General features: G+C 70.8%; 10 protein-coding genes. 3 read left to right on the plus strand and 7 right to left on the minus strand.

All coding sequences use genetic code 11. The features are described from left to right. The first annotated feature begins 330 nt into the window (after positions 1-330). Complete coding sequence (phoH2, locus tag ABD289_RS01935; protein WP_425564519.1) at positions 331-1698, plus strand: RNA 5'-3' helicase PhoH2; 1368 nt, start codon at positions 331-333, stop codon at positions 1696-1698. A 180-nt stretch (positions 1699-1878) separates the two neighbouring features. On the opposite strand, the gene ABD289_RS01940 is transcribed toward phoH2, so the two are convergent. From ABD289_RS01940 to ABD289_RS01960, 5 genes are all read right to left on the minus strand, one after another. After that, positions 1879-3318, minus strand: a complete 1440-nt coding sequence (locus ABD289_RS01940; protein WP_344125773.1) for a GuaB1 family IMP dehydrogenase-related protein — start codon at positions 3316-3318, stop codon at positions 1879-1881. A gap of 62 nt (positions 3319-3380) precedes the next feature. Further along, positions 3381-3800, minus strand: coding sequence for a DUF4288 domain-containing protein (locus ABD289_RS01945; RefSeq protein ID WP_344125775.1), 420 nt, complete (start codon positions 3798-3800; stop codon positions 3381-3383). Positions 3801-3812: 12 nt separating this feature from the next. Beyond that, positions 3813-5327, minus strand: a complete 1515-nt coding sequence (locus tag ABD289_RS01950) for an ATP-dependent DNA ligase (RefSeq protein WP_344125777.1) — start codon at positions 5325-5327, stop codon at positions 3813-3815. Positions 5328-5356: 29 nt separating this feature from the next. Continuing rightward, positions 5357-6751: a class II fumarate hydratase gene (locus tag ABD289_RS01955; RefSeq protein ID WP_344125779.1), complete on the minus strand. Its 1395-nt coding sequence runs from the start codon at positions 6749-6751 to the stop codon at positions 5357-5359. Positions 6752-6905: 154 nt separating this feature from the next. Beyond that, positions 6906-7703: a S1 family peptidase gene (locus tag ABD289_RS01960; protein WP_344125781.1), complete on the minus strand. Its 798-nt coding sequence runs from the start codon at positions 7701-7703 to the stop codon at positions 6906-6908. A gap of 248 nt (positions 7704-7951) precedes the next feature. Between ABD289_RS01960 and ABD289_RS01965 the strand changes: the two genes are divergently transcribed. Continuing rightward, positions 7952-8917: an NAD(P)/FAD-dependent oxidoreductase gene (locus ABD289_RS01965; protein ID WP_344125783.1), complete on the plus strand. Its 966-nt coding sequence runs from the start codon at positions 7952-7954 to the stop codon at positions 8915-8917. Positions 8918-9232: 315 nt separating this feature from the next. Here ABD289_RS01965 and ABD289_RS01970 read toward each other — a convergent pair whose 3' ends face one another. Together ABD289_RS01970 and glpX are read right to left on the minus strand one after the other, a co-directional pair. Next, a complete protein-coding gene (locus tag ABD289_RS01970; RefSeq protein WP_344125785.1) occupies positions 9233-9973 on the minus strand; it encodes a S1 family peptidase in 741 nt (246 codons plus the stop codon). Positions 9974-10224: 251 nt separating this feature from the next. Beyond that, positions 10225-11238: a class II fructose-bisphosphatase gene (gene glpX, locus ABD289_RS01975; protein WP_344125787.1), complete on the minus strand. Its 1014-nt coding sequence runs from the start codon at positions 11236-11238 to the stop codon at positions 10225-10227. Between the two features lie 179 nt (positions 11239-11417). Here glpX and ABD289_RS01980 point away from each other — a divergent pair, with 179 nt between their 5' ends. Further along, entirely contained in the window at positions 11418-12029 is a 612-nt protein-coding gene (locus ABD289_RS01980; protein WP_344126179.1) for a DUF4245 domain-containing protein, read from the plus strand. Positions 12030-12052 lie beyond the last annotated feature (23 nt).

The following is a 12052-nucleotide window of genomic DNA, read 5'->3' on the forward strand; positions in this document are numbered from 1 at the left end:
ACCATCTGAGCTGGGAAAACGTGCTGATTGCAGGGCGTGAGCCGGTGGGTCGCCGAATCACCTGTCCGGCTGTCTGCCGAAGCTCGATCTCGCAGGTAGCGTTCGCGGTGACGGGCCGTTTCCATTGCAAGTCCGTACGCGGCCCGTCCGGGAGGCCCTGATCGTGGCTGTTGGCTGGAGCGGACGTTCACACGTCCACCTTGGTCGCGGGAGGGCCGGTCCTCGGTCCTTCGCGGCCGCGGCGGACGAACGGTCCAGTCGGGGCGCGAGCAGGCCAGGCCCGGCCCGCCGACGAGCGGGTGTGCACGCCACGCCCGCGAGGGAGTTGCCGTGACCGCACGACGTTCCCAGCCTCACGCGCACGACTCGAACACCGGGTCCGCGTCTGTCGCCGCCGGCGACGGAGTCGAGGTTCGTACCTATGTCCTGGACACTTCGGTGTTGCTCTCCGACCCGTGGGCTATGGCCAGATTCGCCGAGCACCACGTTGTGCTGCCACTGGTGGTCATCTCCGAACTCGAAGGCAAGCGCCAACATCCCGAACTGGGCTGGTTCGCTCGCGAAGCCCTGCGCGTGCTCGACGATCTGCGGATCCGGCACGGCAGGCTGGACCACCCGGTGACGGTCGGTTCGGACGGTGGCTCGCTGCACGTGGAGCTGAACCACTCCGACCCGTCGGTGCTTCCGCCGGGCTTCAGAACGGACTCCAACGACTCCCGCATCCTGGCCTGCGCGCTCAACCTGGAGGCCGACGGCAACCAGGTGGTGCTGGTCACCAAGGACATGCCTTTGCGGGTCAAGGCCGCTTCGGTGGCCTTGGAAGCCGAGGAGTACCGGGCGCAGGACGTGGTCTCGTCGGGCTGGAGCGGCATGGCCGACCTCGACGTGGGTTCGAACTCGGTGGACGCGCTGTTCAAGGACGGTGTGGCCGACCTGGACGACGCGCGGGACCTCCCGCCGAACACCGGTGTGCGGATGCTGGCGGGCTCGCAGAGCGCGCTGGGCCGGGTCACCGCGGACAAGCAGGTCAAGCTGGTGCGCGGCGACCGCGAGGTCTTCGGGCTGCACGGCCGTTCGGCCGAGCAGCGCATCGCGCTCGAGCTGCTGATGGATCCCGAGGTCGGGATCATCTCGCTCGGCGGCCGGGCGGGTACCGGTAAGTCGGCTCTGGCGCTGTGCGCGGGGCTGGAATCGGTCATGGAACGCCAGCAGCACCGCAAGGTCGTGGTGTTCCGCCCGGTCTACGCGGTCGGCGGGCAGGAGCTCGGCTACCTGCCGGGCAGCGAGGGCGAGAAGATGGCGCCCTGGGCGCAGGCGGTGTTCGACACCCTCGGCGCGCACGCCAGCGAGAACGTCCTGGAAGAGGTGATGGATCGCGGCATGCTCGAGGTGCTGCCGCTGACCCACATCCGCGGGCGGTCGCTGCACGACGCGTTCGTGATCGTCGACGAGGCGCAGTCGCTGGAGCGCAACGTGCTGCTCACGGTGCTGTCCAGGCTGGGCATGAACTCGCGGGTGGTGCTCACCCACGACGTCGCCCAGCGGGACAACCTGCGGGTCGGCAGGCACGACGGCGTGGCCGCGGTCATCGAGAAGCTCAAGGGGCACCCGCTGTTCGCCCACATCACCCTCACCCGCTCGGAGCGCTCCCCGATCGCGGCCCTGGTGACCGAACTCCTGGAGGGCGACAACCTCTAACCCGACGAGTTGACCTGGGCCCACCCGGGCCCAGGTCAACTCAGGGCTTTGACAGTTCTGCCCAACGGGACCTTGCAGGTTGTGGGTTGCGTGGCGGTGCCGGGAGCGGAACCTGACCCCGATAACCGTCCGGACATTTCGGGCGCCGGAGGTCGACAGTTATAGGCAAAACTGTCGGGCTCACCAGCCGGAGGGGAGGGGGCGGCCTTCGGCGAAGCCCGCTGCGGACTGGATGCCGACCAGGGCGCGCTCGTGGAACTCCTCGAGGGTGTGCGCACCCGCGTAGGTGCACGACGAGCGCAGACCCGAGGTGATCTGGTCCAGCAGGTCCTCCACGCCGGGCGACTGCGGGTCCAGGCGCATCCGGGAGCTCGAGATGCCCTCCTCGAACAGCGCCTTGCGCGCCTGGTCGAAGGCGCCGTCGGTGCGGGTGCGCGCGGACACCGCCCGCTTGGACGCCATCCCGAACGACTCCTTGTACGCCCGGCCGTGCTCATCGCGCTGCAGGTCGCCGGGCGACTCGTAGGTGCCCGCGAACCAGGACCCGACCATCACCGACGACGCTCCGGCGGCCAGCGCCAGCGCCACGTCGCGCGGGTGCCGCACACCGCCGTCGGCCCACACGTGCTTGCCGAGCTTGCGCGCCTCGGCGGCGCACTCGGCCACGGCGGAGAACTGCGGCCGACCGACACCGGTCATCATCCGCGTGGTGCACATCGCGCCGGGGCCCACGCCGACCTTGACCACGTCGGCTCCGGCCTCGACCAGGTCCCGCACGCCCTCGGCGGTGACCACGTTGCCCGCGACCACGGGCACGTCCGGACCTGCCGCGCGGACCGCCTTGAGCGCGGAGACCATCTTCTCCTGGTGGCCGTGCGCGGTGTCCACCACCAGCGCGTCCACCCCGGCCTCCAGCAGTGCGGAGGCCTTGGCCGTCACATCGCCGTTCACGCCGATCGCGGCCGCGATCCGCAGCTTGCCGCCGTCGTCGAGCGCGGGGGCGTAGATCTCGGCGCGCAGGGCACCGCGCTTGGTCAGGATGCCGGCCAGCTTGCCGTCGGAATCCACCGCGATCGCGACGGTGCGCGCCTGCTTGTCCAGCTGTTCGAAGACCTCGCGCGGCTTGGTCTCCAGCGGCAGCACCACCGGGTGGTTGTCGGCGACCTCGCCGATGCGCGCGAACCGGTCCACACCGGTGCAGGAGGACTCGTCGACGACGCCGAGCGGGCGGTTGGCGTCGTCGACCACGACCAGGGCCCCGTGCGCGCGCTTCGGAAGCAGGTTCAGCGCGTCGGCCACCGCGTCCTCGCTGTGCAGGACCAACGGGGTGTCCCACACGGGGTGCCGGTCCTTGACCCAGGACACGATCTCGCCGACCGCGCCCGGGTCGACGTCCTGCGGCAGCACGACCAGCCCGCCGCGCCGCGCGACCGTCTCGGCCATCCGCCGCCCGGAGACCGCGGTCATGTTCGCCACCACGATCGGCAGCGTGGTTCCGGACCCGTCGCTGGTGGCCAGGTCCACGTCGAACCGGGATTCCACGCCCGAGCGCCGCGGGGCCAGGAACACGTCGTCGTAGGTTAGGTCTGTAGTGGGCTTCTGCCCGTTCAAGAACTGCACATCCGACGACCATACGGCCTGAACGGCCGGCTCCGCTCCCCACCGAGGGCGTATTCGCGGGGTCAGTCCTCGTTGCCCAGGGTGTCCAGGTCCGCGTAGGCCTTGTGGTTGCGGAAGAAGCGGCTGTAGAGCTCCGAACCGTCGTCCAGGGTGGCGTCCTCGAGTGGCTTGACCTCGACCACCTGCTTCAGCTTCCAGGTGACCGGGTTGTTGTTCTCGTCGGCGTAGCTGGATTCCTGCTGCTTGCCGTATTCGCGGGCCTTCTCCGCGGCCTCCTCGCCGGACTCGGCGGTGAGCAGGACGAAGGACTCCTCGAACAGCGGCTCGTGGTCGGTGGCCTCGGACGTGGCCTCCAGCAGCAGGACCGCCACGTAGTGCTCGAGTTCGACCGATTCCGCGCCGCGCTGGAACTCGCGCGGGTCGATGGTGCCCGGTCCGATGTTGATGGAGCCGACCGCTTCCTCGAATTCTTCGCCGCTCATGCTCCCAGGATCTCACTCGCCGCGGAGCATGCCGCGAACCGCCTCGATGGTGTCGGCCTCGGCCGCGTCCTTGTCCGGCCGGTAGCGCAGCACCCGGGCGAAGCGCAGCGCCACCTCCCCGGGGTAGCGCGGGCTCGTCTGCACGCCGTCGAGCTCGATCTCCACCACCAGGTCCGGGCTGACCTGCACGGTCCACTCGTCGCCTCCGGTGGCCAGATGCTGGAACTCGGCCGTCTGCCAGGCCAGCAGCTCGTCGGTGAGGCCCTTGAAGGTCTTGCCGACCATGATCGGCGGGCCGCCGTCCGGGTCGCGGGCGCCCAGGTGCAGGTTGGACAGGTAGCCGCGGCGCCTGCCGTGCCCCCACTCGGCGGCAAGCACGACCAGATCGAGGGTGTGCTCGGGTTTGACCTTCCGCCAGGCCTTGCCGCGCCGTCCAGCCGCGTACGGCGAATCCAGGTCCTTGACGACCACGCCCTCGTGGCCGCCAGCCAGCGCGTCGTCGAACAGCGCTGCGGCGCGTTCCGGGGAGGGGGAGAGCGCACCGGGTATCCGGTGCTGGGCGGCGACGCTCTCCAGCGCTTCGAGGCGATCGCGCAGCGGCCGGTCGAGCAGGTCGGTGCCGTCCAGGTGCAAGCAGTCGAAGAAGTAGGGGTGCAGCAGCTCGGCGCGTTGCTCCTGAGCACCGAAGCGGGCCATGGTCTCCTGGAACGGACGCGGGCGGCCCGCGTCGTCGAGGGCCAGCGTCTCGCCGTCCAGCACCACCGAGCGGCAGCGCAGACCGCGCACCAGCTCGACGAGTTCGCCCACGTTGCGGGTGATCTCGCGCAGCGTCCGGGTGTAGACCCGCACCTCGTCGCCGTCGCGGTGGACCTGGATGCGGGCGCCGTCCAGCTTGTACTCGACGCTGCGCTCGCCGTCCCCCGCCAACGCGGCGTCGAGCGTCTCCGCAGGTGAGGCCAGCATCGGGCGGATCGGGCGGCCCAGCTCGAGGTGGAACTCGGCCAGCGCCGACTCGCCACCGAGCAGCGCCGCCTCGGCGGTCGCGGGCAACCGTCCGGAGAGCATGAACGCCCGTCGCACGGCCTCGGAACGCACTCCGGAGGCCGCGGCGATGGCCTCGACCACCACGCCTTCCAGCGCGCCCTGCCGCAGTTCGCCGCCGAACAACCGGACGAGGAAGGACTGCTCGGCTTCGGTCGCCCGGGACAACAACCGGGTCAACGCCTCGGTGCGCCGCTGCCCGGAACCTGGCCCGCTGATCTCCCGCACCTCTCCGATGGCTGCGGCGACCGCGGCGATGGTCAGCTGCGGCTCGGCAGCGGGCTCGGCCCGCACGGCGGACAGCGTCGACCACCCGACCCCGGCGCGTCCGCCGGGAAGTTCGCCGGCCAGCAGCGCGGTCGCCGGGGCGACCTCGGAGCGCTCCAGCCGACGCAGCAACCCGGCCAGCGCCGAGGTCTTCGCCTTGCGCGAGGACGTCGCCGCGACCTCGCCGGAGACCGCGACGACGTCCGAGAGCAGCACCATGGCCCCATGATGCTGCTCTTCGCCGACAGTTACCCGCCGTTGGCCATGCGCAGGACGTCGAGCGCCTCGTCGAGCTCGGCGAGGGTGAGCTTGCCGTCGTCGACGTGCCCGCGTTCGAGGACGACCTCGCGGATGGTCTTGCGCTCCTTGAGCGCCTGCTTGGCCACCGCCGCGGCCTCCTCGTAGCCGATGTAGCGGTTGAGCGGGGTGACGATCGACGGCGAGCCCTCGGCGTACTCCCGGGTCCGCTCGGTGTTGACGGACACCTCGGCGAAGACCTTGTCGGCCAGCTGCCGGGAGACCGCCGCCAGCAGGCGGGAGGATTCCAGGACGTTGCGGGCGATGACCGGCAGCATCACGTTGAGCTGGAAGTTGCCCTGCGAGCCGGCGAACGACACCGTCGCGTCGTTGCCGATCACCTGGGCGACGACCTGCAGGGTCGCCTCCGGGATGACCGGGTTGACCTTGCCCGGCATGATCGACGAACCCGGCTGCAGGTCCGGCAGCGCCAGCTCGCCAAGTCCGGTGCGCGGTCCGGAACCGAGGAAGCGCAGGTCGTTGGCGACCTTGGTGAGGCTCACGGCGACGGTTCGCAGGTGCCCGGAAGTCTCAACCACCGAGTCCTGCGCGGCCTGGGCCTCGAAGTGGTCGCGGGCCTCCGTCAGCGGCAGGCCGGTCACCCTGGCCAGCTCCTCGGACACGGCGGCGCCGAAGCCCTCGGGTGCGTTGAGCCCGGAACCGACCGCGGTCCCGCCGATCGGCAGCTCGCCCAGCCGGGGCAGCCCGGAGCGCAACCGCTCGACGCCGTAGCGGACCTGGCTGGCCCAGGCGCCCGCTTCCTGCGCGAGGGTGATCGGGACCGCGTCCATCAGGTGCGTCCGGCCGGACTTGACGACCTCGGTCCACTCCGCCGCGCGCCCCTCGATGGTGCCGGCCAGGTGCTCCAGCGCCGGGATGACGTCGGTGATCACCGCTTCGGTGGCGGCGACGTGGATCGTGGTCGGGAACGTGTCGTTGGACGACTGCGAGGCGTTGACCTGGTCGTTCGGGTGCACGTCCCGGCCGAGTTCGGCCGAGGCGAGGGTGGCGATGACCTCGTTGGCGTTCATGTTCGACGACGTGCCGGAGCCGGTCTGGAACACGTCGATGGGGAAGTGCTCGTCGTGCGCGCCCTCGGCGACCTGGTCCGCCGCGACGGCGATGGCTTCGGCGACCTCGGTCTCGAGCACGCCGAGCCTGGCGTTGACTCGCGCCGCGGCGGCCTTGAGCAGGCCCAGCGCGCGGATCTGCGCGCGTTCCAGGCCGCGGCCGGAGATCGGGAAGTTCTCCACGGCCCGCTGCGTCTGCGCGCGGTAGAGCGCTGCGGCGGGCACCCGCACCTCGCCCATCGTGTCGTGCTCGATCCGGTATTCCTGTTCAGCCATGCCCCGAGTGTCCCGCCGCGGTGAGCCCGAGGTCAGCGTGAACCGCCCCACGACGGCGCCGCTCGACCCGGGGCTTGATCGATGAAGGTGCCCGATCTCTCGACATGAAGAAGCGGGGCGCCCGCTCCGGGGTGCCCCGCTTCAGGTGCGTGGGTCAGCTGATCGTGGAGCTGATCCAGTCCTTGTAGGCCGTCGCGTCGGTGTAGACCGAGGGGGCCGTTCCGCAGACCGGTACCGGGCTGCCGAGGCGGCTGGTGACCCCGGTGAGCTCCCAGTTGCCCGGGGTGCCCTCCAGCTGCGGGCCGCCGGAGTCGCCGAAGCACGCGTTGGCCAGCGGTTCCGAGCTGGCCGTGCAGATCTCGGTGGGTCCGTCGATCGCGCTCAGCGTGCACGCCGAGTCCGCCGTGACGTTCGTTTCGAGCTCCTGCAGCTGCTCCGGCGGTTCGCCGCAGCCGCGGACCGGGCAGGTCACGCCCCAGCCGATGATCCGCGAGGGCGTGCCGGCCGCGCCGGAGGCGTCGGCGATGTCCACCGGGGTCTGCGATGCGGCGTGGTCGAGCTTGAGCAGCGCGATGTCGCCGTTCGGGCTCTGGTTCTCGTAATCCGGGTGCACCGCGATCTCGGAGACGCCCGCCTCCTCGCCGCCGCTGCCCCAGGTCGGGCTGCCGATGCGCAGTCCCAGATCGGCGGGCGCGGCGTCGGCCACGCAGTGCGCGGCGGTCAGCACCCATTGCGGGTCGATCAGCGAGGCGCCGCAGCTGTGCGAACCTTCCCGCTGCAGCGACGCCATGAAGTCGTACTGCTCCGACGCCTCGTGCCCGCCGACGATCAGCGGCCCCGCGTCGGGTGCGATCAGCTCACCGGGCTCGCCCGCCGCGCCCGCAGCGGGCACGACCCCAAGGCTTAACGCGAGCGCGGCCGCGCCTCCGATCAGTGTGGACAGCTTTCGCATGTTCCGGTGCCCCTCCCCGCCGAGATCCCCTTTCTCGCGAAATTACGGGGGGCGTGGATCACGCAGGTACCGCCGCACGCGCCAACCGGCTGGGCTGTTCGGGGGAGTGCCGGCGCTGCGAGCCGACATTCGGGATCGATCCGGCTAGGCTGGTGACGTCCCACGCGATCGAGCTCGCCTTCGCGTTCGGGCGGGGTGGATCGGTGCGCGGTCTCTCGATTGGCGTCCGGCAGTGCGAGGTGGTGGGCATGACCGAGGTCGACGTGCTGGTCGTCGGCGCGGGTCCGACGGGACTGTTCGCCGCGTACTACGCGGGTTTTCGCGGTCTCTCGGTGGCGCTGGTGGATGCGCTGCCCGAGCCGGGCGGTCAGGTGACCGCCATGTACCCGGAGAAGATGATCTTCGACGTGGCCGGCTTCCCGGAGATCCGCGGTCGCGACCTGGTGACCGCGCTCGTCGATCAGGCCGCGCAGTACGACCCCACCTACCTGCTGGGGCGACCGGCCGTGCATCTGTCCGATGTGGACGACGGTGTGGTGGTCGAGCTGGGTGCGGGCGAGTCGGTCCGCGCGGGCGCTGTCCTGGTGACCGCGGGCATCGGCGGGTTCACCCCGCGCCCGCTGCCCGCGGGCGGCGAGTGGGTCGGACGCGGCGTCGTGCACTTCATCCCCGAACTCGCCGCGCACAGCGGGCACGACGTGGTCGTCGTCGGCGGCGGGGACTCGGCCTTCGACTGGGCGCTCGCGCTGCACCCGGTCGCCCGCAGCGTCACCCTGGTCCACCGCAGGACCCGGTTCCGCGCGCACTCCGGCCTCGTGGACAAGGTCACCGACCTCGGAGTCGAGCTCGTCATCCCGGCGGAAGTCATCGAGATCCGCGGCGACCGGGCGGTCCAGGAGGTCGAGATCGAAGCCGACGGCGAGCGCCGCGTGCTGCCCGCGCAGACCGTGGTCGCCGCCCTCGGGTTCACCGCCGATCTCGGGCCGATCGAGGGCTGGGGGCTGGAGCTGGAGAAGCGCTCGATCCTGGTCGACACCACCATGCGGACCAACCGGCCGAGGGTCTACGCGGCCGGAGATGTCGCCGCCTACCCGGGCAAGGTCAAGCTCATCGCCACCGGCTTCGGGGAGGCGGCGACGGCGGTGAACAACATCGCCGTCGACCTGGACCCCAGCACGCGACTCTTCCCCGGCCATTCCTCGGATCTCAGCTAACCCTCAACAAATGCACCCCCGCACGCGTCCTGCGCGTTCTCGCGCGGGACCTGACGCACCGCGCGGCTGCTCGCGTCGACCTCACCTAAGTGGGCGGCTGGTGACAGTTTTGCCTAAAACTGTCCGGACATTTCGGGCGTCGAGTGCTCACAGTTTTAGGCAAAACTGTCACCGGCCCACCGCGCGCGGCGTCGGGCCGGTTGCCGGGTGGGGTGACGGCGTCGCCGTTGCGGAGGGAAACTGCCTGGGAATCGGGGGGTTTGAGATGCGAAGGCACCCGGGGCGGTGGGGCGCCCCGGGTGCCTCGGTGGTGGGTCAGCTGGTCGTGTTCTGGGTGATCCAGTCGGTGTAGGCCGTGACGTCGGTGTAGATCGACGGGCCGGTGGCGCAGGTGGGGTCGCCGTTGCCGGTGCGGCTGGTGGCGCCGATCAGTTCCCAGTTGCCCTCGCTGCCCTTGATCTGCGGTCCGCCCGAGTCGCCGTAGCAGGCTCCGGAGTCGCCGTTCGGGTTGTCGGTGCAGATCTCGCCCGCGCCGTCGATGCCCTGGCAGTCCGCGTCGTCGACCACCTGGGTGTCGAGCTCCTGCAGGTTCGTCGGCACCTCGCCGCAACCGCTCTCCGGGCAGGTCTGGCCCCAGCCGATGATGCGGGTGGGCGTGCCCGTCGCGCCGGAGTCGGCGGCGATGTCGATCGGAGCGGCCGACAGCTGCCGGTCCAGCTTCAGCACCGCGAGGTCGGCCGTGTCGTGCGAGCGGGTGGAGCTCACCGCGGCCTGCTCGCCGCCGCTGGTGTTGTCGTTGCTGCCCACCCGAACGGTGAAGTCGCCGCCGCCTTCGACGCAGTGCGCGGCCGTGACGACCGTGTCCGGGTTGATCAGCGCGCCGCCGCACAGGTGCGAGCCCTGCTGCTGCAGCGAGACCATGAACGAGTAGGTCTGGGTGGCGTCGTGGCCACCGACGATCATCGGGTCGACCTCGTCGGCCGCGGCCGTGGCGGGCAGGCACAGCGCGCCGACGGCACCGGTCGCGGCGAGAGCGGAGACGATTGCCTTACGCATGAAACCTCCGGGAGTCCCCGGCACCCAAGGCCGGCTGGCCGCAGACGCTAGCCACGGCCCGCGCCGGGGCGTACCCACGAAGGTGGGAGGAGATCACCGGAAAAGGCGGTGACCCGCCGTTGGAACAGCAGGTCACCGCCCTGAATCGCGGCCGGTTCCGGGTTTTTCCCTGCTTTCCCGGAGCCGCCGGTCGAGCCGCCGGTCGATCACCTCGCAGCCGCGCTCGCGATCAGCGTGCTGCGCACCGCCTTTCAGACCTCCGACGCGCCGAAGTCCACATCGGAGTACTGCCGCAGCTTGGACAGCTTGTGCGAGGCGTCGACCACGCGAACCGTGCCGGACTTCGAACGCATCACGATCGACTGCGTGGAGCAGCGGTTGGCGCGGTAGTGCACGCCGTGCAGCAGCGCGCCATCGGTGATGCCGGTGGCGACGAAGAACATGTTGTTCCCGCGCACCAGGTCCGAGGTGGTCAGCGTCTGGTCCGGGTCGTGCCCGGCTTCGCGCAGCTGGGCGCGCTCGGTGTCGTCCTTCGGCCACAGCCGGGTCTGGATCTCGCCGTCGAGGCACTTGAGCGCGCAGGCGGTGATGATGCCCTCCGGGGTGCCGCCGATGCCCAGCAGCATGTCCACACCGCTGTCCGGGCGGGCCGCGGCGATCGCGCCCGCCACGTCGCCGTCGGAGATGAACTGCACGCGGGCGCCCGCCTCGCGGATCTCCTTGACGTGCTGCTCGTGCCGCGGCCGGTCCAGCACGCAGACCGTCACGTCGGAGACGTCGACCTGCTTGGCCTTGGCGACCCGGCGGATGTTCTCCGCGATCGGCGCGCCGATGTCGATCACTCCGGCGGCTTCCGGGCCGACCGCCATCTTCTCCATGTAGAACACGGCGGACGGGTCGAACATGGTGCCGCGCTCGGAGACCGCCAGCACCGACAGGGCGTTGGGCATGCCCTTGCTCAGCAGTGTCGTGCCATCGATCGGGTCAACGGCGACGTCGACCTCGGGACCGGCGCCGTTGCCGACCTCCTCACCGTTGTAGAGCATCGGCGCTTCGTCCTTCTCGCCCTCGCCGATGACCACCGTGCCGCGCATCGACACGGTGCCGATGAGCTTGCGCATCGCGTCGACCGCGGCGCCGTCGCCGCTGTTCTTGTCGCCGCGACCCACCCAGCGTCCCGCGGCCATCGCGGCGGCTTCGGTCACGCGAACCAGTTCCATCGCGAGGTTGCGGTCCGGCTCTTCCGGGTATCGTGTGGTGCTCATCGAGCCCTCCCCGTTGATAAGGCATTCGGTGGCCAGTGCTCGGGTCCGGCGGGGCGCCGCCCGCGTCCCGGCGAGTTGTTTCGGATCTTCGCAGATCATCAAGGTGTCCGGAGCACTTGCGTGGGGCAGCCCACTCGCCTTCGACCTACCCGCTGAGCTGGGATGCGACCGGTGAGAGCATGGGTCGCGTGGCAGACCCCCGCAACCAGCAGCCAGAGCAGCCGCAGGCCGAGGCACCGTCCCGCCCGCCGAGGACGATGTCGGCGATGATCTTCGCTATCCTGCCGTTGGTGCTGGTCGCGTTCGGTTTCGCCGGCTTCGCCGGGATGTGCTCGTTCAACCCCGGCGGTCCATCGGTGGACAGCGGGGCGGTGCCGACCGTGGACGTATCGGGTGAGCTGCGCAGCGATGCGGCCACGACCGACTTCCCGGTCGTCGAGCCGGAGCTGCCGCCGAGCTGGCGGGCCAACTCGGCGAACACCACCACGCTGCCCTCGCACCAGCGAGTGGTGAAGGTGGGCTGGTTGACCGGCGAGGGCAACTACCTGCGCCTGGCCCAGTCCAACGGCGCCGAGGAAGAGCTGGTGGCCGCCGAGACCCGGCACGCCCCGCAGGCCGAGGGCGTGGTGCGCGCGGGTGGCGCGAACTGGGTCGACTACCGGGGCATGCGCGACGAGCAGGCATGGGTCACCGACCGGAACGGGGTCCGCCTGCTGATCACCGGCAACGCCTCGGAAGAGGAGTTCCGGACGCTGGCCGAAGCCGCCCTGGCGGCCGAGCCGGTGCGGTGACCCCGGCCCTGCGGCGGAGCGGA

This window comes from Saccharopolyspora halophila (genome assembly GCF_039531955.1).
Taxonomy (GTDB): domain Bacteria; phylum Actinomycetota; class Actinomycetes; order Mycobacteriales; family Pseudonocardiaceae; genus Saccharopolyspora; species Saccharopolyspora halophila.